Genomic DNA, 24311 nt, shown 5'->3' on the forward strand with positions numbered 1-24311 from the left:
GGGAGGTGGAAACCATGCGCGGAGAATACGAAACAACGGGATCCACAGCCGAGGATCCGCAGATACAGATCGAGCAGCTCAAAGAGGAAAACCGGCGGCTCAGGAAACAGATCCGGCAGCTAAGAGCTGCTGCAGCAGAGAAGAAAAAAGTGGAGTTTTCAAAGCTCATTTTTCTGGGCGTGAGTATCGTCACCATAGCGATCACCGTCTTTTCCTGCCGCGTGATCTGGCTCACCATGGACACCTCGGCGCTGGCCTACCTGATACCGGCCGTGTTCGCTGAAATGGCGAGCGCGACCGGCTTCTATTACACGAAAGCCAAGGCCGAGAACAAAATCAAGCTCATGGCGCTGTCTGGCGTACAGCCGGAGGCGCACAACTTCGACACATAGGAGGTAACAGCACTATGGAAAAAATCAAAGGGATCGACGTTTCCAAGTGGCAGGGAGCGATCGACTGGGCCAAGGTAGCCGGGGACGGCGTAAAGTTTGCCATGATCCGGCTCGGCTATGGAGGGAAGAACGGCGCAGCCTGCGGCGTCGATAACTTCTACCAGAAAAACGTCGAGGGCGCTCTTGCGAACGGGATCGCCGTCGGCTGCTATTTTTACAGTTACGCCCTGAATGTAGAGGGCGCAAAGAAGGAGGCGGCGTTTGCGATCCAGCAGCTCGCCCGGTATAAGGGCCGGATCCTCTACCCGATCGCCTTCGATATTGAGGACAAGACGCAGGCAGGGCTCGGAAAGAAAACCCTCACGGACATGGTGACGGCGTTCTGCTCCGCGCTGGAGGCTGCGGGCTATTATGCGAGCTTTTACTGTAATGCAGACTGGGCCCGCAATCGTCTGGACATGCAGGCGCTCGCCCGCTTCGACTTCTGGCTGGCCCAGTGGACGGCCTCGCCCACTTATACGGGCCACGCCTTCAACATGTGGCAGAGCTCCAGCAAGGGCCGCGTGGCCGGTATCTCCGGCGACGTAGACATGGACACCGCTTTTGTGGACTATGAGGCGGAGATCAAGAAAAACAAGCTCAACGGCTACACCGGGAGCACGGCAGCACCCGGAAAGCAGGAAGGAGGCAATATGAGCGACAGACAGAAATTTGTAAACACGGCGGCGTCTTTTATCGGCTGCAAGGAAGCAGACGGGAGCCACCGCCAGATCATTGACATTTACAACGGACACAAGCCCCTCGCCAGAGGCTACGCCGTGAAATATACGGACGCATGGTGCGCCACCTTCGTGTCTGCCATGGCGATCAAGTGCGGCCTGACCGACATTATCCCGACCGAGTGCGGGTGCGGGCAAATGATCCAGCTTTTCCAGAAGCTCGGCGCATGGCAGGAAAACGACGCCCACACCCCGCAGCCCGGTGATGTTATCTTCTACGACTGGGACGACTCCGGCGCGGGTGACAATACCGGCTGGCCGGATCACGTCGGCATTGTGGAAAGCGTGAGCGGCTCCACCATGAAGGTGATCGAGGGCAACATGAGCGACGCCGTGGGCCGCCGCACCATGCAGGTGAATGGCCGGTATATTCGCGGCTATGGCCTGCCGAAATTCAAGGGCGGTGCGGCCAGCTCTGGAAACACCGGCAGCAAACCCGCAGGGAGCACCGGCAAAAAGACCGTGGCGCAGCTGGCAGACGAGGTACTGGCTGGCAAGTGGGGAAACGGGCCCGACCGCAAGAGCCGCCTCACCGCGGCCGGGTATGACTACGACGCCGTGCAGAGCGCCGTCAATGCGAAGCTCTCCGGCCAGAAGGCCAAAAAGTCCAACACCGAGATCGCCAAGGAAGTGATCGCGGGTAAATGGGGCAACGGAGCCGACCGCAGAAAGCGGCTGGAAGCAGCGGGCTACAACTACGCAGCCGTGCAGCAAATTGTCAATAAACTAATCTAAGGAGGGATCGCCATGAATGAAACAATGCAGCAGATCGTGAACGCTTGCGTGCCTGTCCTCTGCCTGCTCATTACAACGGGCGGGGCCTATCTGGTGGCGCTGCTGAAAAAGCGTACCGCCCAGATCGAGAAGGAGCTCGACAACGAAACCGCGGCCAAGTACATGAACATGGCGGCCGACGCGGTGGCGCAGGCCGTCACCTATACGGCCCAGACCTTCACCGACGCGCTGAAAGCTGAGGGCAAATTCACCAAGGAGAAACAGATCGAAGCCTTCAACAAGGCCAAGGACAAGACACTGGAGATCCTCGGCGACGCTGCCGTCAATGCGCTGGGCGAGATTTACGGCGACTTTGACGCATGGGTGGAAACCAAGATCGAGCAGGTATGCCGCGAAATCAAGACGCCGGAGGCTGACAAAACCGCAGCGACAACCGCAGCGGCGACAGCTGCAAGCGTAGCAACTACGATCGCAGCCACGGCCGTGCAGCAGATCGCGGCCGAAGCCGTACCAGCAGCAGCGCCGGAGGCGACAGCAGAATAAAAGGCCCTGAGAGCTTCACACAAGCTCCCAGAGCAACGAAAAAGGCTCGGCGGGTGTTTTACCCTCCGGGCCTCTTTTGCGTCTCAATGCGCCTTATTCGACCGTCTGCCCGATTGCTTCGAGCGACTCTTTGATCTGGGTGAGGTTTTCCTTCGTCGCCTCGTCCTCTGCCTTTTCTGCTCCGCGGTACACATACTTCACGGCCTGCTCCATATCCATGCCGAGATTGTAATAATTACGGGCCCCTTCGTCGCCGTCGTATGCGTACTCCAGCCAGAAGCCGTAGAACATGGCCCGCTCCATTGTCTCATTATCGCCGTAATAATCAGGGTAATGCTCTACAATGAACGCCACGGCCTCGTCCCTCATTTCCTCCGTGACGTCCCCTGCCACGGAGTCCTTCGCCTCGCGTGCCAGCGCATCCACCTTCGCGCTCGTGTTCGGCTCCGGCTCTGCTGCGGACGGCTCCGACTCTGCCGGGGCGCTTGCCTGAGTGGGCGGCTCCGAGCTCGGAGTGCCCGCCGTCTGATCGCTGCCCTTATTCCCTCCAACGGCAGCGGCCAGCACCAAAACAGCCACAACGCCAACAATGATCCACTTCTTTTTGCCGTTTTTTCCCTCGCCCGGCCCGGCTTTTTTCTCTGATTTACTCATGTAAATTAAACCTCCATTTCCATGACTTTTTTATTTGCGTTTTTTCGCGTTAGTCATGTTTGGGATAATTATAGACGATGAATCATGCTAAAGTCAATATGCTGTCTACCTATCTTTGGGATAAAAAAGGAGGCGCAACGCCATGAAACTATACAAATACACCGACGGCAGAGCCAACGCCTCCGGCCAAAAAATAAAGGAACGCCGGGAGGCTGCCGGACTATCTCAGGAAGAACTCGCGGCCCAGCTCCAGCTCGCCGGGCTGAACCTGAACCAAAAGGCAATAAGCCGGATCGAAACCGGCGAGCGCGTCGTGCCAGACTTCGAGCTGCTCTACTTCTCGAAGGTGCTAAACGTGCAAATTTGCGAGCTGCTGCCTGCTGATGAATGAGGACGGGGAACCGTCCTTTTTTATTTGCGAAAAAATGCGAAACGTGCTTGACAATACGCCGATAAAGGCGTATTATATAAACACGCCGATAAAGGCGCATTTTGGAGGTGATACGCTATGAATATCAAAGAAATGAGAAAAGACAAAGGGCTGACACAAAAGCAGTTGGCCGAGCAGATCGGCGTAAATATCAGGTGGGTGCAGAAATTAGAGGCCGGGGACACTAAGCTGGAAAATATCACATTCTTAAACGCCATAAAATTGATCCGGGCCCTGACTCCATACGACGACGAAAAACAGCTTGCGCGGGAAATGTATATCATACTCAAACGCACGCTGCAAGAAAATGATTAAGGGACAGGAAAGCGGGAGCGGCTACGGCTGCTCCCTTATTTTTATTTATGGAGGGCATAAGCATGAGACGCTTCAAACATTTAAGTAAAACCGACCGACTCCGCATGGAGGCCCATTTAAGGGACAAAAAGACACCGAAAGAGATCGCGGAGATCCTCGGCGTCCATATTTCCACAATATACCGCGAAAAGAAGCGTGGAGAGTATCAGCACCGGAACAGTGACTACACAGAAGAAACCCGGTACAGCTCAGACCTCGGCGAAATGAAATACCGCGCCAACCTCGCAGCGAAGGGCGCGGACATAAAGCTCGGCAAGGATCACGAGCTGGCCGAGTATATAGAACGCCGGATCGCTGACGACAAGCTCTCGCCTGCTGCCGTTCTGGGCGAAATCGAGGCCAACGGAATGAGCTTCAAGACTTCGATCAGCGTCAACACCCTATACAGCTACATAGAAAAGGGCGTTTTTCTGCGGCTCACGAATGGCAGCCTCCCACAAAAGGGTGATAAAAAACGCGCATATCATAAAGTGAAAGCGCAGAAACGCCCGCCGAAGGGTGAGAGCATAGAAAAGCGCCCGGAGGAAATCGACGAGCGATCCACCTTCGGGCACTGGGAAATGGACACCGTAGTGAGTGCCAGACCGGGCAAGGCTGCCATTCTGGTGCTCACCGAACGGCTCACCCGCGAAGAAATCACAGCCAAGCTCCCAGACAAAAGCGCGGCCAGCGTGGTGCAGGCCCTCGACAATCTGGAGCGCGAGTGGGGCGACAAGTTCCCGCTGGTATTCCAGACAATCACCGTGGACAATGGGAGCGAGTTTGCCGACTGTCCCAGTATGGAGCGCAGCGCTCTGGGCGACGGCTCACGGACTAAGCTCTACTACTGCCACCCGTACAGCTCATACGAGCGCGGCAGCAACGAGAACCTCAACAAGATGATCCGGCGCTGGCTGCCGAAGGGGACGAACTTTGACGAGATCGCCGACGAAGTGATCGAAGCTGTCACCGTCTGGATCAATAACTACCCGCGGAAAATCCTCGGCTATATGACCGCGGATCGGCTATTTCAGGCGCATTTATCGGCTATTTTGGGGGCCGCTTAAAATTTTTTATATTTTTTTCGCATTTACTCTTGACATTTGCCGCGTTTTCTTCCTTTAACATCTGCCAGCCTTTGAGCTGGTATTTTGTGCCTTTTGTAAGTCCGTCCAATTTTACAGTATCAACAATCGTAATCTCTTTTCCTGCAAGGATAGTCTTTTCGCCGTCTTTGCTGGTCGCTGTGGTATGGATAGAGATTTCTTTTTCGTATTCATCAGTCAAAGTCCCTAAATCAATCACAAGATTATTTCTTGATACCACGATTTCAAAAGGTGGGATAAGCTCAAAGCCTTTGTTACTATCAGAGCGTAATTCTTCAATGATGTAGGTATCATAAGGTAATGCACCCTTGCTGTCGTCTGGTTCAGAAGTTCCAAACCACACACCGTCCTCGCTGGTCTTTCCTGCGTTGGTATTGTGCTTATGAGAAGCCCAGTCAGCAGAAGTGGAGAATTGCCCGTTATCATCAGTTACCACTACATGATTTTCGCCCGTTGTCTTGCTTGTGATCCTAAAAGGAACATCAGCAAGACGCTTGTGTGTGCCTGCACCGATTTTCACGCCCTCAATATCTCCACGCTTAATCTGATTATAGATAGAATGGGCTTCGTCGGTTAAGTCCACGATTTTTCCATTTTCTGTGATTGTAAAATCAATCGTTTTTGCACCGTCAGTTAAGTAACCGTCGGGAGCTTCACTTTCAACGATACGGAATTTTCCATAAGGTAAGAGGTCAGCAGAAGTAGAAGCGACACCCTCAATATCTGTACGAATTGTCTTTACCACTTCATTTTTCTTGTATAGCTTGCCCTCAACCAAAACAGAATTATCATTTAAGGAAATGATGTCAAAAGCAGTATCTTTCAAAGTGGCACTTCCTTGTGGCTTTGTATCGCCCGTTTCTAAATCTCGTTTCTGAATTTTGACACCGCCACGGATAACTTTATCTGATACGGAAAACTGGTTACTTCCAGATAGTACGGCAAGGTCGCCGTCCTCGGTAATCTGTGTTACATATAAGCCCTTAATCTGTTCGGACTTATCGCCAGCTTGCATATATGCACCCTCTAACAAGTAGCCGTTTGGAGCTTTTGTTTCTTCAACGGTTAGCGTTCCAAGTGGAAGAACGGCTTTTCCGTCCTGCATATAGAAGCTGTCGCCAGATACTTTGTATGTGTCCGCTAATTTTGTGATGTAATGAGTTGTCCCGTCGCTGTCTGTTTCGGCGATTGTCTTTGTAACCCATGTACGAGTAGCTTCGGCAGGGAGATTTCCTTTATTGTAGAAGCCAGCATAATACTTCCATGTAAATTCCGCACCTGCTAGAGAAGCGTTCCCCTGCGGATTGTCTTTCTGTGTTTCCATATCAATCTTGAAAAGCTCAATCAAAGTGTCTGTTACTTTTGGCGTATCAGATACGTTCAAAGTCGCTGTCTTTCCAGCTTCAACCTTCAAGGAATATACAGTTTTATCCACTTTATATCCTGCTGGTGCGGATAATTCCTTGATATAGACTGTGCCTGCTTTTACCTCTACAATATCTGTATTTCCGTTTTCATCGGTCGTAAGGGTGGCAAGCTGTTTCGTGCAGTCCTTATCAGAAAAGACACCATAGGTCGCACCAGCGATAGAGTAATTTCCGTTACCGTCGGTAATGCTGGTATTACTGGAAACCTTTTGCAGTTTCGCATTTCCAATATTCAGCTTCGCCCAGAATTGTCCTAATTCCTGCCCCTCGCCAGAGTAGATATAACCGCCACATTCATAGCGTCCTTTATTCTCTTTGACAAAGGCTTTCGCACTAGAGAAAACTTCGTACTGCGTTGCCTTTGGTATTTCATCATAAGAAGCTCGCACGTTATCACATTGCCAGCCAAGATGTACGCTCAATCTCTGCCAGACAACACATTGTTCCAACAAATAGACTTGTTTATAGTTCAATTCCTTGTGAGCTTCGCCATACTGTTTGACATACTCTAAGGATAACGCCACATCTGAAATCTGGTCGGCACTCATGCGTGAGCTTGCGTCAGCTCTGGTCTTATAGCCGTTCTTAAAATCTGTATTGATGTCAATACAATAGGCAGTTTCGCCCTCGACTTTCATATAGCCCTCATTGAATGTCGAACCAATAGAACCGTCATTCATTACTTTTTCAATGATACCGACACGCTCCGCACTTTCCGTCCAGTATTGCTTGCTTTCTGCATGGACGGGTGTAGTCGGTAAAGCAGTAACGACAGTTGCAAGAGCTAAGAAGCCCGTACACAATCGTTTCCATGTCTTTTTCATAAATCTAATGCTCCTTTCATTTTGGGTATAAAAATAGACGCTCATTTCTGAACGTCTACATTACTGAAAGGCTTGTCCTCTCACACATATTCTATTTTAATAGGTACAACAGTTGCCTTTCTCCTTGTATTTTCGTTGTTTTCATCACTTGCGTTATCTACAACCTCCATGACCCGCATCCAACATAATTGAATAAGCCATACACTTACTCCTATACTTTTTGTACTATAGTATGCAAAAAGACAGGACTTGGTGTATCCTGTCTTTTGAAAAGCATTTGTGAAATTTTATTCTTCCTTCTCCGACTCCACAATGGCAACCGTAGGGTCCCCATTCTGCGCTCTTTCAAGAACCGCAGACGCCAGCCTTACAAAATTCTTCCCTGATGTGCTTGCGCCGCTTACTGCATCTATATCTCCGTTTCCCTGGTTCTCAAGAAGCTGAGCCGCATATTCCCGCGTATACTTATTGGGATAAGTTCCCGTAATCCCATTCATATTCTTCATATAGGCAATATCCCAAGATTTGATGAAGCCGCTTGCATTCTCCGCATTATACTCCACGGAAACAATCTTATTCTCCATCACGCAGATGGTTACATACTCCTTCCATCCATGACTGTAATCCGACATCTCCGCCGTATAATATCCGTCCTTAAGTCCTTCCTCCTTTTTACAGGAAACCGCCAAAATTCCCATACACATACAGAACAGCAGAACCATTATCCTCTTTTTCCACATGCCGCTCACTCCTCCCTTAACCTGAAACTGCCTGAAATCTCCTGAAGCTGCTGTGCCTGCTGATTCAATTTCTCACTGGCCGTGGTGCTCTCATAGCTTGCGTTCAAATTCTGCTGCGCTACGTCTCTAATCTGACTAATCTGACCAGTCATATTGCCAAGGGAATGCTTCTGAACCGTTACATTCTCTGCAAGCTGTTCTGTAATCTTGGAAATCTGGTCTGCAATCTCCCCGATGTCACGGAAGGATTCCGCTACCTTGTTTGCGTACTCTGTTCCTCGTTTCACAGCCCTAAGTGAGCTGTCAATCATACCGGAGGTTCGTTTGGCAGATTCTGCGCTCTGGGCGGCAAGATTTCCTACCTCCTCCGCCACAATGGCAAAGCCCCTGCCTGACTCTCCTGCCCTTGCAGCCTCCACCGACGCATTCAGCGCCAGGATATTAGTCTGGAAGGAAATGTCCTCCAAGAATTTATTAATCTTCGTAATCTCCACCGAATTCCGGTCAATATCCTCCATGGCCAAAAGCAGATTCTTCATATAATTGCCGCCTGTCTCCATGTGACCCTGGGTTGTCTCCATCAGACTTCCCACCATCCTTGTATTCTCATCCACATCCAGAATATTCTGCTCAATCGCTGTCGTCTCCTGGGACAATACATTTAGAGATTCCGACTGCTCCGTTGACCCGTGGTGTACCTGCTGTGCGCTCTCTGAAACAACTCCTGCTGTGGAAAGCACCTCCTTTGAGGAGCTCTTAATTGATTTTAACATCCTATTAAGGGCGTCAATAATCTTATTCAACGACTCCTTCATTATGACGAAGTCTCCCTCAAAATCACCTCTTACGTCCACCTGGAAATTGCCGCCGGACATATTCTCCAGAATATGGGACAGTTCTGATATGTACCCGTTGACGCTGTCCACCGTATCGCTCAAAGCGCTGGAAAGAATCTCCGTCTCGTCGTTGGTCTTGATAACCTCCGTCGGGGTCGTCAAATCTCCCTGGGCCAAAAGCTCAATTCTATTCGTCACTCCCTTAAGGGACCTCTGAATCCTGGAAGAAAAATGTAAGGTATATATGCCTGCCAGTACCAGCAGCACACAAGTAATCCCAATACTGAGCAGGATTCCAGTATTAGCCGGCCCCATGAAATCCCTCTGGGGAACGATTACCGTCAGATACCATCTGGTTCCGTTAATAGGCGCGTGACTGATAAAAGCTGCATCTAATGACTTACCCATGGTGAGTACGCCCGTCTCCTTTGTCGTCACCTGATCTTTAATCCCAGTAAACCCTGTCACCTTCTCAAGCCCTTCCTGACTCCTGACAAGATCCTTATTCCGGCAACCCATGATCTCGCCTTCCCAGTTTACAATATAAGCGGTCCCGTTTGCACTGAGGTTAATATTGCTCAGTACATCATTCAGCACGTCGTACTTATAACTTCCAACCAGATAATAGAGCAGCTCGTCGTCTGCCGTCACAGGGATTCCCATAGCAAGCTCCAGTTCTCCTTCTGACGAATCTACATCATCCACCGCAAGATTCTGGGTCTCCTGAAGCAGCGAATACAATTCCCTGTCCGCAATCGACGAAGGACATTTCTCGTCTCCCAGATAGAGAGAGCCGTCAGCCTTATAAAGCCCAAGCCAGATAAACTCAATCCCTGACTGCGCGTCATCAAGAGCCTCCTTCTTTTCCTTCTTCGTGCTGTCAGGGTTCCTGATTGCCACCCTGTCGCTGATCATAAAGATTCGGTCCGCCAGCATATGCATGTTGGACTCAATGCTCTGTGAAGCCATCTTCGTCGTAGACGGAAGCACATCTGCCATAATTTCTCTCGTAAGTACCTTCATAGACAATGCCATAACTATAACAAGAATCACAGCCAGGACAACGACAATAGCAGTTGTGTTCGCCACTATTTTTTTATTGATACTCTTTTTCACGCTTCCTTCCTCCGCATAAATATACTCTTTGCAGCCGACACGGATTTACCGATTTTTACCACTGCATCATTATATCATTATAGCAACAGCCCCCTAATATGTAAAGCCAGAAATACAAAATCTAGTGTTCTGAATAAGCCTTCCCCAACACCTGCTGTATGGAAGGGCAATTCGCTATAAGTCCATAACGAAAATGTATCGTCCCGCTCACCGTATCCTCAACGCTGCACGCCTCCATCTGCCTTTCAATCTCACCCCCGCCATACCAGGGGTTATTCCCGTCCTCTCCTGCCTCCGCAGTCTTATAGTCGGCAAGTCCCACATAGAGCTTTACGCCTTTTTCTTTGGCCTCCTTAGCCACAGCCGACCACCAGCCAAGCAATGCCGAAAAATCTGCTGTCGCATGTCCCATCTCCCAGTATAGCTGAGGGGCTATATAATCCACCCATCCCTCCTTCACCCAGGTCCTGCTGTCCGCATAGAGAGAAAAATAAGAAGAAAAACTGCTGGTGGTTGCGCTTCCCTCCGGATGCATGGTATTGCTTGCCCAGATTCCGGCGGGACTAATGCCAAACTCCATGTCCGGCTCTGCCTCATGAATGGCCGTATCCAAACCATTTACCAGAAGATTCACGTTGTTCCGGCGCCAATCACCGATATCCGGAAAATCTCCTCCGTAAGCTGCATAAGAAGCTCCGTCATTGAAATCTCCTCCTGGATAGAAATAATCATCCAGATGAATCCCGTCCACCTGGTAATTTTCTACAATCTCCATCACTCCGTCGGTTACCAGCTCACGTACTTCCGGCAGGCCTGGGTTAAAATAGTATCCATCCTGATACTGCACCACCCAATCAGGATGCTGCCTGGCAGGAGAGCTTTCCTCCAGGCTCTCCCACTCGACGGCATCCCTGGCAATCCGGTAGGGGTTAAGCCATGCGTGCAGCTCAAGCCCTCGTTTGTGGGCTTCGCTGACCCAATATTCCAGAGGGTCAAACTCTGAATCTGGCGCCGTCCCCTGCTGACCCGTCAGATAGCGGCTCCAGGGATAGATTTTTGACGGGTAAAATGCATCCGAGCAGGGACGAACCTGTAAAAAGATGGTATTAAATCCCATCCTTCCCACTCCGTCCATAACAGCGTCTGCCTGGGCCCGCAATTCCTGTGCCGAAGCGGTGGGCATGGCGGGATAATCCAGGTTCTCCACGCTTGCCACCCATACACCCCGCATCTCTCGGTCTGTTTCCCGCTTCATGACAGCCTCCTTTGGAGGTTTTTCTTCAGGCTTCTTCCCATGAACACCGAACAGGACCATTGCCAGAATCACAAACAACAGGCTTACGGCTATCTCAGTCAATGTTCTCTCTAATTTCTTCATTTTTTGTATATCCTTCTAACTCATATCTTATCTATACTCTATTCCGCAAAAAAGCCTTTGATGAACTTAATCATCAAAGGCCTCCTTCATTTTGTCCATAAAACCTCTTTTCTTCTTACCCGTCTTTGTTTCTTTTTCTTTGGAAGCCATATTCAGCGTATTGCCTGACAACTCGTCAAACCTTTTAAGAGCCTCCTTAGCCTCTGAGCTTAAATGCTCCGGCGTCTGGATTACCAGAGTCACATAATGGTCGCCCCGCACCTGCGAATTACGGACAGACGGAACTCCCTTGCCTTTTAAACGCACCTTGGTATCCGTCTTTGTTGCCGGTTTCACGGTATAGAGCACTTCCCCGTCCACCGTCTTAACACGAATATCTGCGCCAAGGGCTGCCTGGGCAAATGAAATCGGTACGGTTGAAAAGATATGCATATCCTGTCTCTGGAAAATAGGATGTCTGGAAACCACAACCTCCACCAGAAGATCTCCTCTGGGGCCACCGTTTACGCCCGGCTCACCCTTTTCACGAATCCGAACACTCTGTCCATTGTCGATTCCGGCAGGAATTGTAACCGCAATCTTCTTCCGGTTGGAGGTATAACCCGTTCCGCCGCAGTCAGGACATTTATCCCTGATAATCTTACCCGTTCCACCGCAGTCAGGACAGGTCTGGACATTCTGAACCATCCCAAAAAAGGACTGCTGTGTGTACACAACCTGGCCTTTGCCTCCACACTTGGGACAAGTCTCCGGTGATGTTCCCGGCTTGGCCCCTGTCCCGCTGCATTTGGAACATGGGTCCTTCAATACCATATCCAGCTCTTTCTCGCACCCAAATACCGCCTCCTCGAAGGTAATCCGAACACTCTTTCGGATATTCATGCCCTTCATAGGGCCTTGGCTTGCACGTCCCCTTCGGCCTCCCCCGAACAGATCCCCGAAGATATCGCCAAAGATGTCGCTAAAGTCTGCGCCGCTGAAGTCAAAGCCTCCAAAGCCTCCTCCGCCTGCGCCGCTTTCAAATGCTGCATGGCCGAACTGGTCATACTGACGCCGTTTATCCGGATCGCTCAAAATCGCGTAAGCCTCCGAAGCCTCTTTAAACTTCTTCTCAGCCTCCGCATCTCCAGGATTCATGTCAGGGTGGTATTTCTTGGCAACCTGTCTGTATGCTTTTTTAAGAGTTGCGTCGTCAGCGTCCTTGCTGACGCCCAGCACCTCATAATAATCTCTCTTTGATTCTGCCATTCTTTCTCCCTTTCTTTCCACTTACAAAAAATCTCCGACAGCATGTAACCTATTCATATATGGAATACAGAAGATAAACGCCGTATACAGACAATTATGAGAAACCTGCAGGTCATCCCTGTATCCTTTGTTCCTCATAATTGCCTGCGCATATCATATCTGAATCAATCTACTCTGCTGCAAAGATGTATCTATGGGAAATCTTCTTCCTGCCAATTAAACCTCTTTGTAGTCTCCGTCTACCACATCATCGCCCTGGAAGCCCTCTGGCGCCGGACCTGCTCCTGGATTCGGGCCTGCGCCCATGTTGGGGTCTGCGCCCTGCGCCGCTGCGCCTGCCTGCTCATACATCTTGGTAAATACCTTCTGAGCGCTTCCCATTAACTTCTCCTTTGCCGCCTTAATCTCAGCAATCTGGGCATCCGTCATGTCGTCCATATTTACCTTGTCAAGAATCTCTTTCAGAGCCTTGCAGTCTGCCTCTACCTCTGCTTTGTCTGATGCGTCAATCTTATCTCCGACCTCTCCTAATGCCTTCTCTGTCTGGAACAGCATGGAATCTGCCTCGTTCTTAGCGTCAATGCCCTCTTTACGCTTCTTATCCTGCGCCTCGAAAGCCGCCGCTTCTTTTACTGCCTTGTCAATATCTTCATCGGACATGTTAGAGCCTGCCGTAATCGTAATGTGCTGCTCTTTGCCTGTGCCAAGATCCTTCGCGGAAACGTTTACGATACCATTTGCATCAATATCAAAGGTAACCTCAATCTGCGGTACTCCACGGGGAGCCGGTGCGATTCCATCCAGTCTAAACTGTCCTAAGGACTTATTATCTCTTGCAAACTGTCTCTCACCCTGTACTACATTGATATCAACGGCTGTCTGGTTATCTGCCGCAGTTGAGAAAATCTGGCTCTTTTTGGTCGGGATGGTTGTATTTCTCTCAATCAGTCTTGTAGCTACGCCGCCCATAGTCTCGATTGACAGTGACAGCGGAGTTACGTCCAGAAGAAGGATGTCTCCTGCGCCTGCGTCTCCTGCAAGCTTACCGCCCTGTACGGATGCGCCCAGAGCCACACACTCATCCGGATTCAGAGACTTGCTTGGCTCCTTGCCTGTCAGTCTCTTTACTTCCTCCTGTACCGCCGGAATACGTGTGGAGCCACCTACCAGCAATACCTGACCAAGCTCAGAGGCGTTGATTCCCGCATCGGAAAGGGCTCTCTTTACCGGCTCTGACGTCTTCTCAACAAGGTCGTGGGTCAGCTCGTCGAACTTCGCCCTTGTCAGATTCATATCGAAATGCTTTGGTCCTTCGGACGTAGCAGTAATAAACGGAAGGTTAATATTGGTTGTAGTGGCAGAAGACAGCTCTTTTTTCGCCTTCTCTGCCGCTTCCCTTAATCTCTGAAGAGCCATCTTATCTGTAGATAAGTCCACACCCTCCTGCTTCTTGAATTCTGCAATCATATAGTCTGTAAGCTTCTGGTCAAAGTCGTCGCCGCCAAGACGGTTATTTCCCGCTGTAGACAATACCTCGATTACGCCGTCGCCAATCTCGATGATGGAAACGTCGAACGTACCGCCTCCCAGGTCATAGACCATAATCTTCTGCTCCTTCTCATTGTCAAGACCATATGCAAGAGCCGCTGCCGTAGGCTCGTTAATAATACGCTTCACGTCAAGACCTGCAATCTTACCTGCATCCTTGGTTGCCTGGCGCTGTGCATCGTTGAAGTAAGCCGGTACTGTGATAACCGCTTCTGTTACCTTCTCGCCCAGATAACCTTCTGCGTCTGCCTTCAACTTCTGAAGGATCATAGCAGAAATCTCCTGAGGCGAATACTTCTTCTCGTCAATAGCTACCCTGTAATCGCTTCCCATCTCTCTCTTAATAGAAGAAATGGTTCTCTCTGCGTTGGTTACTGCCTGACGCTTTGCCGGCTCGCCTACCAGACGCTCTCCCGTCTTGGAAAATGCCACTACAGACGGTGTGGTTCTTGCTCCTTCTGTATTCGCGATGACCGCTGGCTGGCCGCCTTCCATAACTGCCACACAACTGTTTGTTGTACCTAAGTCAATACCTATGATTTTGCCCATTTTTATTTCCTCCTGTTAATTTGTTGTTTACAAGATTTACAAGTTGTTTGTTTGATTCACTAGCCTTATATCATACCTGGCCAAGTGCTCAATGTCAGTTTGCCACCTTTACCATGCTGTGTCTCACTACAGAGTCGCGGTACATGTAACCTTTCTGGAATTCCTCGGCTACTATGTTCTCACCGAAATTCTCATCGTCCACATGCATCACTGCATTGTGGAAATCCGGATTGAATTCCTGGCCTACCGCCTCAATCGGCTTGACTCCGGCGCTCTCCAGCGTGGTCATTAACTGCTTATACACCTTCTCCATCCCTTGAATAAAGGGATCCTCTTTTTCTTCCCCCTTGACAGCCCCAAGCCCTCGCTCGAAATTGTCAACCACCGGAAGAATCTTATCTATGATATCTTTCGCGCCAATCTCGTACATCTGGGATTTTTCCTTATCCGTACGCTTGCGGAAGTTATCAAACTCTGCCATCTGACGGGTGAGCCTGTCTGTCAGCTCATCGATCTTCTCATCCTTCTTATCCTTCTTATTCTTCTTGCCAAAAAACTTCTTGCCAGACTTTTGGTCATTCTCTCCGGCTTCTGTATCGCCGTCATCTTCACTGGCCTCTGCTTCGTCCTCACATCCCTCTTGAGCTTCATCCTTCTTGGGTCCATGTTCCTCACAGCCGTCCTTTGGTTCTGCCTCGGAATCCTTCGCTTCCTCAGCCGCCTTCTTCGCTTCCTCTACGGCTTCCTTTACCATATCTTCCTGGCTTTTCTCCTTCTGCTTCTCCAAGGGTTATTCCACCTTTCTATTCTTTTTTATGAAACATCTGATCCAACTCGTTCTGGAGTCTTTTCATTGATTTTAATACATGTTCATAATCCATTCTCTTTGGCCCGATAATACCTATCGTTCCCTTCATACCGTCTCCTAATTCATAAGTTGCAGTAACAACACTGCAATCTTTCATGTTCTGTACCGGAGTCTCGTCTCCGATATACACCTGAATTCCCGTATTATCCTCCTTCGCCAGCGTCTGCGTCACCAGCTCAGTCAACTGCTGCTTCTCCTCGAAAGCATTAATGATCTCCTGTGCGCTCTGATTATCGCTTAGCTCAGGATATTTAAAAATATTCGTCGCACCGCTTGTGTAAATCTGCATATCTTCATCAATCTGTATCGCGTCCGCAACTGCATCCAATACATTTCCAATTACGCTGCTGTGGATTCCTGCCTGCTCTTTTAGTCTTGCAATCAGCCCCAGATTAATCTCCTCGATGGACATGCCGTTAAGCGTTGTGTTCAAAAGCATATTCAGCTTCAAAAGATTCTCATTGCTAAGAGCTTCCTCCACCGGAATAATCTTATTCTTAATCACATTGCCTCCAAGGACAATCACCGCAATTACCTGCTCCGCATCCACCATGGATAACTGAATGAACTTAATCTTATTGGCGTTATTCATGGGGGTGGAAACCATGGTGGCATAGTTCGTGTTGCTTGCCAGAACCTTAGCCGCCTGCTTAAGAAGCAATTCCATCCGGTCTGCCTTGTCAAGCATCTGCTCCTGCATCTCATTGAGCTCCTGCTCCTTCTCCTCCATCAGCATATCTACATAGAGCCTGTAGCCCTTATCCGAAGGAATCCGGCCAGCCGACGTGTGGGGCTGCATGATGTAGCCCAGTTCTTCCAGATCTGCCATCTCGTTGCGAATCGTCGCAGAGCTTAAATTTAAATCCGTATACTTGGAGATCGTCCTGGAGCCCACAGGCTCGCCCGTCTCAAGATAATTCTTGATAATTGCATGCAGAATCTTCATCTTGCGGTCACTAAGACCGTGTTCTGTCACTGTCTACCTCCTCCTTCCGGATTCTTCTGTTAGCACTCTACATTTTTGAGTGCTAACATCTTCGACTACTAATGTATCACTCCCCATTTCTTTTGTCAACACTCTTTATATTTTTTTTATACTTAAAAAGTCCCGTCCCTGGTTATCCCAGGCACAGGACATTTTCTTATTCATATAGGCTTCGTATGTATCCCCAATTCCAGACTCACTAACTCAGTTCAATCTTCTGGGCTTCCTCCGGCTTAAACTCGTTCTCCAGGTCATAAATGTTATGTCCTGTGGACTCGCCCAGCACTCGTCCCTCCAGAGAATAGCAGCGGATGAATCTCTTAACGTCAATACTGGACCAGTGCTCCACATCCCAGCTCATATAACCATCTGCATCCGTCTTCTTCTCCTTCAGGTACAGGTCTACCTGGCGGCCATCCCTCATAATGTCAATTAACCCCTTGGTTCCATCCACTTCCACTTCTACTTTCTTTACTGCATCATACACTTTCATCTTGATATTCCCTCCTAAATATTAAGAACGCCTTGCTTCTATGGTTCGATTATACTCTTTCAGACATAAAATGTAAAGCCCTCCCAGGAACGCCGTCCCTTACGCTACTGCCTCCTTATGAACTCCATCCACTCCCGAATCTCCTTCTCATGCCCATTGTCCGACGGCTCATAGAATCTGGCGTCACGAATCTCGTCAGGAAGATACTGCTGCTTTACATAATGATTGGGATAATCGTGAGCATACTGATAGCCAATCCCCCGTCCAAGCTTTCCTGAGCTCTTGTAATGGGCGTCCTGAAGGTGAGCAGGAACCGTAGTCCTATGCTGCTTTACATTTTCAAAGGCAACAAAAATAGCATTGCACGCAGAATTACTCTTTGGCGCCGTCGCCACATACAGGACTGCCTGGGACAGAATAATCTGCGCCTCCGGCATTCCAATCCTCTCCACAGCCTGCGCCGCTGACACCGCCACCGTAAGAGCCATGGGGTCTGCATTTCCCACGTCCTCAGAGGCGCAAATCATAATTCTCCTGGCAATGAACTTGATGTCCTCACCTGCGTACAGCATCTTCGCCAGATAATAGACAGCCGCGTCCGCATCCGACCCACGCATACTCTTAATAAATGCGGAAATGGTATCGTAGTGGTTGTCTCCTGTCTTGTCATAACGCACTACCCGTTTCTGGATACACTCCGCCGCCACCTCAAGGGTAATATGAATCCTGCCGTCCCCGCTTTTTTCTGTCGTCAGGATTCCAAGCTCCACCGCATTCAACGCATTCCTGGCATCTCCTCCGGAAATATCTGCTAAAAATTCTAAGGCGTCGTCATCAATATCTGCATCATAACTCCCCATTCCCTTTTCTGTATCGTAAACCGCCCGACGAAGCACAGTCTTAATATCCTCCCTAGAAAGGGGCTTTAGCTCAAAGATACTAGAGCGGGAAATCAGGGCGCCATTTACCTCAAAATATGGGTTCTCCGTGGTTGCGCCAATCAGGATAATCGTTCCGTCCTCCACAAACGGCAGAAGATAGTCCTGCTGTCCCTTATTGAACCTGTGAATCTCGTCCACAAACAGGATGGTGCGCTTCTGATACATACCAAGGGTCTCCTTAGCCTTTAGCACCACGGCCTCCATATCCTTCTTTCCCGCCACCGTCGCATTAATCTGGGTAAACTCTGCGCTGGTGGTATTGGCAATCACCTTGGCAAGAGTGGTCTTCCCTGTCCCCGGCGGCCCGTAAAATATAATTGAGCTTAACTTGTCCGCCTTGATGGCACGGTACAAAAGCTTATCCTTCCCAATGATGTGCTGCTGCCCCACCACCTCGTCAAGAGTCGCCGGACGCAGCCTTGACGCCAGAGGCGCCTCCCTGTCCATGTTTTTTTCTCTTGCATATTCAAATAAATCCATAGCCTGATTTCTCCTTTTGCTCTATATTCCGGCAAGCTCACGGATTACCTCGCCGGCAATCAAAAGCCCCGCCACAGGGGGGACGAAGGAAACACTTCCGGGAACTCCCCGCCTGTGCTCCTTCTCCTGATTAGTTTTTACTTCCTCAACCGACGCAGACACCCTTATCGGCTTCTCCGGCGAATACAGCACCTTTAAATGCTCGATTCCCCTGGCGCGAAGCTCCCTTCTCATGACCTTGCACAGAGGACACACACTGGTCTTACTGATATCCGTAATCTCAAACAACTCCCCATGCAGCTTATTTCCAGTTCCCATACTGCTGATGATGGGAAGCCCATAGTCAATAGCTCTCTGGATGAGAGCCAGCTTCGCTGTCACCGTGTCGATTGCGTCAACAATGTAATCCGGCTTCTGAGCAAAAATCTCCTCCATATTTTCCGGCAGCACGAAGCGCTCATAAGTAATCACCTCCGTCTGAGGGCTGATATCCTTAATCTTCGCCTTCATAACCCTGGTCTTATACTGTCCCACCGTACTGTGCATTGCAATGGACTGACGGTTGATATTCGACACAGAAACCCTGTCATGATCCACCAAAATCAGCTTCCCTACGCCGCTTCGGGCCAGCGCCTCAATACAGTGGGAGCCCACGCCTCCCACCCCAAGCACCATCACCGAAGCCGCCCGAAGTCGTGCAAGCCCCTCGCTTCCGATCAATAATTCTGTTCTGGCAAATTCATTTTCCATTTTTCCTCTCCCGTCTTATACCCAAAGGCACACTAATCCATAAGCAATTCATCCACAGTCACAAATTCAAATCCCTTTTTCTTCAGAATATCCACAATCCTAAGGGCAGCATCCACACTGGAATCGTAACAGTCATGCAGAAGAATAATATCATTCTCCTCGGTTTCCGTCACTACCTTATTCACAACTTCCTCCACATTCTTTGTCGTCCAGTCCAGAGGGTCAACACTCCACATCACAGGCAGCACATCCAGCTCCTCTTCCAACTCCTCCTGCCAGAGTCCAAAGGGCGGACGCATATATTCCACATGCTCTCCCGTAATCGAGCTGATAACACGGTCTGTCTCCATAATCTCTTTCTTGGCGTCCTCATCCGAAAGCTTGGTAATCTCCACATGGCTGTAAGTATGGTTCCCAATAAGATGCCCCTCCTCATAGAGACGTTTAACCAGCTCTGGATTTTCCTCGGCATTCTTCCCAATCAGAAAAAATGTACCTTTAATTCCCCTCTCCTTAAGTCCGTCCAACAGCCGGCCAGTACAGTGAGCGCTTGGACCGTCATCAAAGGTGATTGCGATACGCGGCGCCTCCCCTTCCATAGAGGAAGTCTTATGTTCTATTGTTTCCTTGGTCGTCCCCTTCATCCCCGTCTTTTGTCCATCGCCAATCCTACCCAATGAAATTCCCAAAAATTGAAACAGACAGAACATATAGAGCAGGCCGCACAGAATCAATATCTTAAAGTAGTCCTGTTTCTTCATATCCACACCTCAGATTACAATACCCTTCTTACTATATGTATGTAGGGGGGACGCAGTAAAATGCGCTTTACTGCGTCCCAAATCAAAAAGACATGTATCTATTGAAATGTGGTAGATTTATTACCGCTTCTTTACACTAAAGCCGAACCCTCCAAGCTCTTTGCCAAGTCCCAGGTATTCTCCGTGGGAATAGGCCAAAAGCCCTGTAGAGTTCAATTCAAACTTTCCCTTCTTATTCATATATTTTTCGTCTGCCTGAACCGCCGCAACCCTTGCAAGGAACATATGATGGGAGCCAAGCTCACGAACCTCTGTCACCTTGCATTCAATATTGACCGGACTCTCCAGAATCACAGGGGCAAACTTAAGCTTCGCCGCCTCGCCCTTTGTCAGCTTCATTTCCTTCCATTTATCCACATCCCTGCCAGACTTTACGCCGCACCAGTCAGTAGCAAAGGCCAATTCTTCTGTGGTCAAGTTGACCACAAATTCCCCTGTCTCGCGAATCATATGGTAGGAATAACGCTCTGGTCTCACGGAAATATAGAGCATGGCAGGATCAGAGCAGACTGTTCCAGTCCAGGCCACAGTCAGGATGTTGGAATTGCCCTCCTTATCCGATGCGCTGACCATCACAGCCGGAAGGGGATACAGCATATTGCCCGCCTTCCAAATCTGTCTGTTTCCCGCCTTCTTCCCTTTTATTTTCTTCTTGTCTGTATTCTTCATCCAAGCACTCCTTTTTGTCTACTGCTGCAGAGTTCCAACCAGCGTAGGGATTAACTGCTTTTTCCTTGACACCACGCCCTTAAGCACCACCTTATCCGTGTCCTCCCCAAGATCAAAGGCGTCAATAATATATTCCTTAGCATTATTTCCCACGCACAGCAGCTCTGTGGACTCGTCCAGAATATCCGTCAGCATAAAATAAACCATCTGCAGGTTATTAGACTTAAGCACCTCCGGCAGATGAGGCAGAAGCACCTCCCTGATTTCCTTTAACTCGTCCTTATTCATAGAGTTAATCTGTCCCACGCCGAACACCACGTCATTTACGGTAAACTGTTTGAAATCCTGGAAACAAATCTCCTGGGCACTCTTTCCTGCCAGGCTACTTCCCGCCTTGAACATCTCTCCCGCCATCTGCTCAAGCTCAATATCAGCAATCTTCGCAAGCTTCTTCGCCGCCTTCTCGTCAACCTGAGTGCAGGTGGGCGAACGGAACAGCAGGGTATCTGAGATAATGGCAGAGCATAAAAGCCCCGCAATGGTCGGAGTAATCTTCACCCCATACTCCTCATACATCTGGTAAACGATGGTGGCCGTACAGCCCACCGGCTGATTGCGGAAGAACACCGGCCCCATGGTCTCGATGCTGCCGAGTCTGTGGTGGTCGATAATCTCCACAATCTCCGCCTCCTCAATCCCGTCTACTGCCTGTGACTTTTCGTTATGGTCCACCAGAATCACCCGTTTCTTGCTCACATCCAGGAACCGCCGTCTGGAAATGAACCCCTTAAACCGTCCGTGCCTGTCAAGAATCGGGAAATCTCTGAACTTCTTCTTCGTCATAGAGTCCTTGATATCGTCCACATAGTCCGTCATGCGGAAGGTCATAAGAGGCGCCTTGGTCATAAAATGCTTTACCGGTATACTCTGGTTAATGAGCCGCGCCACTGTATAAGTATCGTGAGGCGTACTGATAATCACAATACTCTGTTCTTCCGCTCTCTTGACTAACCGTTTTGACACCTCCGCCCCCTGGCACACCACCAGACAGCTTACATCAATATCTACAGCGCAGGCCTGGGATTCGTAGCGGTTGCTTAAGATTACCAGGTCATCCTTCTCAATGAATTCCTCCATAAGCTCCGGACTTGACGCGCCAATCGTCACCTTCCCTCTGGTAAAATATCCGTGGTCATTGCCGCAGATTAAGGTCCCGTCTAAAGTCTCCACAATATTCTTATACTGTGTCTTTGCCTCTGACAGAATATTGCTGTCATAGACCTCCATATAAGAAGTGGCAATGTCTCCTGTGGAGATTACCCCCACCAGTTCGTCCTCCTTTAAAATAGGAAGGGTCTTCACATTCTGCTCCTTCATCTTCTCCCAAGTAGCCTTAATCGATACATTGGGCTCTACACCCTCTATCTTATGTATGTCGATATCCTTTACCTGAAGCTTTACGTTGGACAGAAGCTCCGGCGCCCGCACCTTGAACCGCTTAAGCACATAGAGAGTCTCCTCATTAATCTGCCCTGCCCTCTTTGCGACATACTCATCACCTGTTACCTCTTTTTTCAAATTCGCATAGGCAATCGCGGAACAGATTGAGTCTGTATCCGGATTCTTATGCCCTACAACATATACTTTTCCAGTCTTCTTTCCCATTGTTATCACATCCCCAAAATCAGATTTCTTTCGCTTCTAAATATAAGAGTGCCATCTTTTTTGTCTTTCGTCAACCATAAATTTTGATGAAATATTCACAAATACAATTTTTTTATGAACTTTTTCCTGTTTTTATGTTATAATTAGGGAAGTACGCTGATACCTTAACAGATTGTCAGCCTGATGGCTTGATGACGCGTGATACTGGGAATGGTATAGGATAACGTACAAGTCTTGCTAGCGAAAGGGAATAATACTATGAGTGAAGAATTATTACAAGAAACAGCAGCAGAAGCTGCCATCAGCAACACAGAAGAAACCATGGCAGACTTTGAGGAACATTTTGACGATGCCAATCCCTGGAATCTCGTGGCATCCTACAAAGAGAAAGGCACCATTCTTCCTGTTAAGGTGGAGGGAATCGTGAACGGCGGCGCCATTGCCATGGTAGAGGGACTGAGGGGATTCATTCCTGCCTCAAGGCTGTCCCTGTCCTACATCGAAGATCTTGAGACCTATCTGCTTAAGGATATCGAGGTAAAGGTTATCGAAGTAGATCAGGCCAGCGAGCGTCTGGTACTCTCTGCCCGTGAGATACTCAAAGAAAAAGAGAAAAAAGCCATGGAAGAAAAAATCGCCAATGTGAAGATTGGCAGCGTTGTAAATGGAACGGTAGAAAGCCTTCAGAACTACGGCGCATTTATCCGCTTAGAAGACGGCTTATCCGGTCTGGTTCATGTATCCCAGATTAGCCAGAAGCGCGTGAAGTCACCGAAGGATGTGCTGAACACAGGCGACGAAGTCAAAGTAAAGATTATTGGGCTTAAGGACGGTAAGATTAGTCTCAGCATGAAAGCCCTGGAGGAAGTAAAAGAGGAGCCGGTTGAGAAAGTAAACATTCCGAAGTCTGAGAGCATCGGCACCAACTTAGGCGAGCTGTTTAAGGGAATCAAATTAAATTAAATATTCCGAATGGAAGCCGGCTTTTCAAAGACTGCCGGTAGGCGGAAGGGCTAGTGCAGATCGTTTCATCTGCGGCGGCCCTTCCTTTTTATTTTATGCCTGTATCTGCTAAGCTTACGCCTTAAAAGCTCTGCTTGTTTTGTCTCTCTTAGAGCCTACAAAGGCAGATCCTTCCTGCAAAATCTTAAGGCCCCCGCCCCGTAAGCTACAGCCGCGATACCTGCCAGAATCCCAAGCTTCCATAGAAAATCATAATTCACCATGTCGCTCCCCACAGTTTCCATGGCTGTAATATCCAAAAGTCCAACCAACGTCAACTGATTAAAGATATCAAGCTCAGTAATTCCAACACCCATCTCCACCAGCTTGTCTGAGCCAAACACACCGAGAAGAGACGCGATAAAGCACCAGACCGTAATCCCTCCGCCGAACGTAAGAGCCCTGCTGCTACGGTTAAACAGACAGCTTCCCAGATAGCAGACGGCTGAAACCGCTTCCACCAGGACATACATTCCGGCAAACTTAACGACTGTAGCCTCCCAGTCAACATCCCCTATAATCTGCTCATTCAGCGCACATTTGACACCACATACAATCCCCATGATCAGCAGTGGAACCACCAGCATGAATACCATATGGGTAAACGCCACCGCCCTGCGCTCTGTGGGGGTGGCCAAAATATACGCCATCGAGCCGTCGTCCACCTGGGAGGCAATCAGAGCATTGGATGCCACAACCACCAAAAGGAAAATCGGAATCAGCACAATCACCTTATAATACATGGTATCCAGAATTACGCTGGGGTCCATATGAGGAATCTCAAGGCCCGTCTTCCCCATTTTCTCCAGCATCTCCCCATTTAGGTCCCCTGCCAGCTCCGACTGGATGGCATCAATGGCAATCGTCACCACGCCGCTCATCATCGACATGATTAAGACCACCGCCAGGACAAAAAACCAGTAGGTTCTCATATTCTGTCCAAACAGCGGTCTTGAAAATAATTTCGTTGTCTTCATC

At 49.2% G+C, this 24311-nt stretch carries 22 protein-coding genes and 1 pseudogene; 7 read left to right on the forward strand and 16 right to left on the reverse strand.

Annotated features, from left to right (window positions below):
* Positions 1-14 precede the first annotated feature (14 nt).
* The 3 genes from GN277_RS15495 to GN277_RS15505 are packed head-to-tail and all read left to right on the forward strand — an operon-like array spanning position 15 to position 2449.
* Positions 15-392, forward strand: a complete 378-nt coding sequence (locus GN277_RS15495) for a hypothetical protein (protein ID WP_159751795.1) — start codon at positions 15-17, stop codon at positions 390-392.
* Positions 393-406: 14 nt separating this feature from the next.
* Positions 407-1906 (forward strand): GH25 family lysozyme, encoded by a 1500-nt coding sequence (locus GN277_RS15500; protein WP_159751796.1) that lies wholly within the window; start codon positions 407-409, stop codon positions 1904-1906.
* 12 nt (positions 1907-1918) lie between these two features.
* Positions 1919-2449 carry a hypothetical protein gene (locus tag GN277_RS15505; protein ID WP_159751797.1) on the forward strand — a complete coding sequence of 177 codons (531 nt, stop codon included), beginning with the start codon at positions 1919-1921 and terminating at the stop codon, positions 2447-2449.
* Positions 2450-2542: 93 nt separating this feature from the next.
* On the opposite strand, the gene GN277_RS15510 is transcribed toward GN277_RS15505, so the two are convergent.
* Positions 2543-3103, reverse strand: a complete 561-nt coding sequence (locus GN277_RS15510; protein ID WP_159751798.1) for a hypothetical protein — start codon at positions 3101-3103, stop codon at positions 2543-2545.
* A 142-nt stretch (positions 3104-3245) separates the two neighbouring features.
* Between GN277_RS15510 and GN277_RS15515 the strand changes: the two genes are divergently transcribed.
* From GN277_RS15515 to GN277_RS15525, 3 genes are all read left to right on the forward strand, one after another.
* Entirely contained in the window at positions 3246-3494 is a 249-nt protein-coding gene (locus GN277_RS15515; protein ID WP_159751799.1) for a helix-turn-helix domain-containing protein, read from the forward strand.
* Between the two features lie 117 nt (positions 3495-3611).
* A complete protein-coding gene (locus GN277_RS15520) occupies positions 3612-3848 on the forward strand; it encodes a helix-turn-helix domain-containing protein (RefSeq protein ID WP_159751800.1) in 237 nt (78 codons plus the stop codon).
* Between the two features lie 62 nt (positions 3849-3910).
* On the forward strand, positions 3911-4954 hold the full coding sequence (locus GN277_RS15525; RefSeq protein ID WP_159751801.1) for an IS30 family transposase: 1044 nt from the start codon (positions 3911-3913) through the stop codon (positions 4952-4954).
* Positions 4955-4994: 40 nt separating this feature from the next.
* Here GN277_RS15525 and GN277_RS15530 read toward each other — a convergent pair.
* From GN277_RS15530 to GN277_RS15595, 14 genes and pseudogenes are all read right to left on the reverse strand, one after another.
* Positions 4995-7244 (reverse strand): annotated as a pseudogene (locus tag GN277_RS15530) (SrtB-anchored collagen-binding adhesin); the annotation flags it as partial.
* A gap of 287 nt (positions 7245-7531) precedes the next feature.
* Positions 7532-7984 carry an FMN-binding protein gene (locus GN277_RS15535; protein WP_244324737.1) on the reverse strand — a complete coding sequence of 151 codons (453 nt, stop codon included), beginning with the start codon at positions 7982-7984 and terminating at the stop codon, positions 7532-7534.
* A 5-nt stretch (positions 7985-7989) separates the two neighbouring features.
* Positions 7990-9936 carry a methyl-accepting chemotaxis protein gene (locus GN277_RS15540; RefSeq protein WP_159751802.1) on the reverse strand — a complete coding sequence of 649 codons (1947 nt, stop codon included), beginning with the start codon at positions 9934-9936 and terminating at the stop codon, positions 7990-7992.
* A gap of 121 nt (positions 9937-10057) precedes the next feature.
* Positions 10058-11314, reverse strand: a complete 1257-nt coding sequence (locus tag GN277_RS15545; RefSeq protein ID WP_159751803.1) for a glycoside hydrolase family 10 protein — start codon at positions 11312-11314, stop codon at positions 10058-10060.
* Positions 11315-11380: 66 nt separating this feature from the next.
* Positions 11381-12562: a molecular chaperone DnaJ gene (gene dnaJ / locus GN277_RS15550; protein ID WP_159751804.1), complete on the reverse strand. Its 1182-nt coding sequence runs from the start codon at positions 12560-12562 to the stop codon at positions 11381-11383.
* A gap of 216 nt (positions 12563-12778) precedes the next feature.
* A complete protein-coding gene (gene dnaK / locus GN277_RS15555) occupies positions 12779-14659 on the reverse strand; it encodes a molecular chaperone DnaK (protein WP_159751805.1) in 1881 nt (626 codons plus the stop codon).
* 94 nt (positions 14660-14753) lie between these two features.
* Complete coding sequence (grpE, locus tag GN277_RS15560; RefSeq protein WP_159751806.1) at positions 14754-15446, reverse strand: nucleotide exchange factor GrpE; 693 nt, start codon at positions 15444-15446, stop codon at positions 14754-14756.
* 16 nt (positions 15447-15462) lie between these two features.
* Positions 15463-16473 (reverse strand): heat-inducible transcriptional repressor HrcA, encoded by a 1011-nt coding sequence (gene hrcA / locus GN277_RS15565; protein WP_159756814.1) that lies wholly within the window; start codon positions 16471-16473, stop codon positions 15463-15465.
* Between the two features lie 238 nt (positions 16474-16711).
* Positions 16712-17005: a hypothetical protein gene (locus GN277_RS15570; RefSeq protein WP_159751807.1), complete on the reverse strand. Its 294-nt coding sequence runs from the start codon at positions 17003-17005 to the stop codon at positions 16712-16714.
* A gap of 104 nt (positions 17006-17109) precedes the next feature.
* Complete coding sequence (locus GN277_RS15575; protein WP_159751808.1) at positions 17110-18426, reverse strand: replication-associated recombination protein A; 1317 nt, start codon at positions 18424-18426, stop codon at positions 17110-17112.
* A 21-nt stretch (positions 18427-18447) separates the two neighbouring features.
* Positions 18448-19176 (reverse strand): tRNA threonylcarbamoyladenosine dehydratase, encoded by a 729-nt coding sequence (locus tag GN277_RS15580; protein WP_159751809.1) that lies wholly within the window; start codon positions 19174-19176, stop codon positions 18448-18450.
* A gap of 32 nt (positions 19177-19208) precedes the next feature.
* Positions 19209-19820: a polysaccharide deacetylase family protein gene (locus GN277_RS15585; RefSeq protein WP_408641724.1), complete on the reverse strand. Its 612-nt coding sequence runs from the start codon at positions 19818-19820 to the stop codon at positions 19209-19211.
* A 237-nt stretch (positions 19821-20057) separates the two neighbouring features.
* Entirely contained in the window at positions 20058-20666 is a 609-nt protein-coding gene (locus tag GN277_RS15590; RefSeq protein ID WP_159751811.1) for a flavin reductase family protein, read from the reverse strand.
* Between the two features lie 18 nt (positions 20667-20684).
* The gene (locus GN277_RS15595) at positions 20685-22331 is read right to left on the reverse strand and encodes a putative manganese-dependent inorganic diphosphatase (RefSeq protein ID WP_159751812.1); all 1647 of its coding nucleotides are present in this window, start codon (positions 22329-22331) and stop codon (positions 20685-20687) included.
* 258 nt (positions 22332-22589) lie between these two features.
* Here GN277_RS15595 and GN277_RS15600 point away from each other — a divergent pair, with 258 nt between their 5' ends.
* Entirely contained in the window at positions 22590-23294 is a 705-nt protein-coding gene (locus GN277_RS15600) for a S1 RNA-binding domain-containing protein (protein ID WP_159751813.1), read from the forward strand.
* A 155-nt stretch (positions 23295-23449) separates the two neighbouring features.
* Here GN277_RS15600 and GN277_RS15605 read toward each other — a convergent pair whose 3' ends face one another.
* On the reverse strand, positions 23450-24310 hold the full coding sequence (locus GN277_RS15605; RefSeq protein WP_159751814.1) for an ABC transporter permease subunit: 861 nt from the start codon (positions 24308-24310) through the stop codon (positions 23450-23452).
* Position 24311 lies beyond the last annotated feature (1 nt).

It is taken from the genome of Sporofaciens musculi (genome assembly GCF_009830285.1).
Taxonomy (GTDB): domain Bacteria; phylum Bacillota; class Clostridia; order Lachnospirales; family Lachnospiraceae; genus Sporofaciens; species Sporofaciens musculi.

Bases quoted from the DNA above. Each gene is read 5' to 3' on its own strand.
- GN277_RS15495 (WP_159751795.1), top strand. From the start codon at position 15: ATGCGCGGAGAATACGAAACAACGGGATCCACAGCCGAGGATCCGCAG.
- GN277_RS15500 (WP_159751796.1), top strand. From the start codon at position 407: ATGGAAAAAATCAAAGGGATCGACGTTTCCAAGTGGCAGGGAGCGATC.
- GN277_RS15505 (WP_159751797.1), top strand. From the start codon at position 1,919: ATGAATGAAACAATGCAGCAGATCGTGAACGCTTGCGTGCCTGTCCTC.
- GN277_RS15510 (WP_159751798.1), bottom strand. From the start codon at position 3,103: ATGAGTAAATCAGAGAAAAAAGCCGGGCCGGGCGAGGGAAAAAACGGC.
- GN277_RS15515 (WP_159751799.1), top strand. From the start codon at position 3,246: ATGAAACTATACAAATACACCGACGGCAGAGCCAACGCCTCCGGCCAA.
- GN277_RS15520 (WP_159751800.1), top strand. From the start codon at position 3,612: ATGAATATCAAAGAAATGAGAAAAGACAAAGGGCTGACACAAAAGCAG.
- GN277_RS15525 (WP_159751801.1), top strand. From the start codon at position 3,911: ATGAGACGCTTCAAACATTTAAGTAAAACCGACCGACTCCGCATGGAG.
- GN277_RS15535 (WP_244324737.1), bottom strand. From the start codon at position 7,984: ATGTGGAAAAAGAGGATAATGGTTCTGCTGTTCTGTATGTGTATGGGA.
- GN277_RS15545 (WP_159751803.1), bottom strand. From the start codon at position 11,314: ATGAAGAAATTAGAGAGAACATTGACTGAGATAGCCGTAAGCCTGTTG.
- dnaJ (WP_159751804.1), bottom strand. From the start codon at position 12,562: ATGGCAGAATCAAAGAGAGATTATTATGAGGTGCTGGGCGTCAGCAAG.
- dnaK (WP_159751805.1), bottom strand. From the start codon at position 14,659: ATGGGCAAAATCATAGGTATTGACTTAGGTACAACAAACAGTTGTGTG.
- hrcA (WP_159756814.1), bottom strand. From the start codon at position 16,473: ATGAAGATTCTGCATGCAATTATCAAGAATTATCTTGAGACGGGCGAG.
- GN277_RS15570 (WP_159751807.1), bottom strand. From the start codon at position 17,005: ATGAAAGTGTATGATGCAGTAAAGAAAGTAGAAGTGGAAGTGGATGGA.
- GN277_RS15575 (WP_159751808.1), bottom strand. From the start codon at position 18,426: ATGGATTTATTTGAATATGCAAGAGAAAAAAACATGGACAGGGAGGCG.
- GN277_RS15580 (WP_159751809.1), bottom strand. From the start codon at position 19,176: ATGGAAAATGAATTTGCCAGAACAGAATTATTGATCGGAAGCGAGGGG.
- GN277_RS15585 (WP_408641724.1), bottom strand. From the start codon at position 19,820: ATGAAGGGGACGACCAAGGAAACAATAGAACATAAGACTTCCTCTATG.
- GN277_RS15590 (WP_159751811.1), bottom strand. From the start codon at position 20,666: ATGAAGAATACAGACAAGAAGAAAATAAAAGGGAAGAAGGCGGGAAAC.
- GN277_RS15595 (WP_159751812.1), bottom strand. From the start codon at position 22,331: ATGGGAAAGAAGACTGGAAAAGTATATGTTGTAGGGCATAAGAATCCG.
- GN277_RS15600 (WP_159751813.1), top strand. From the start codon at position 22,590: ATGAGTGAAGAATTATTACAAGAAACAGCAGCAGAAGCTGCCATCAGC.
- GN277_RS15605 (WP_159751814.1), bottom strand. From the start codon at position 24,310: ATGAAGACAACGAAATTATTTTCAAGACCGCTGTTTGGACAGAATATG.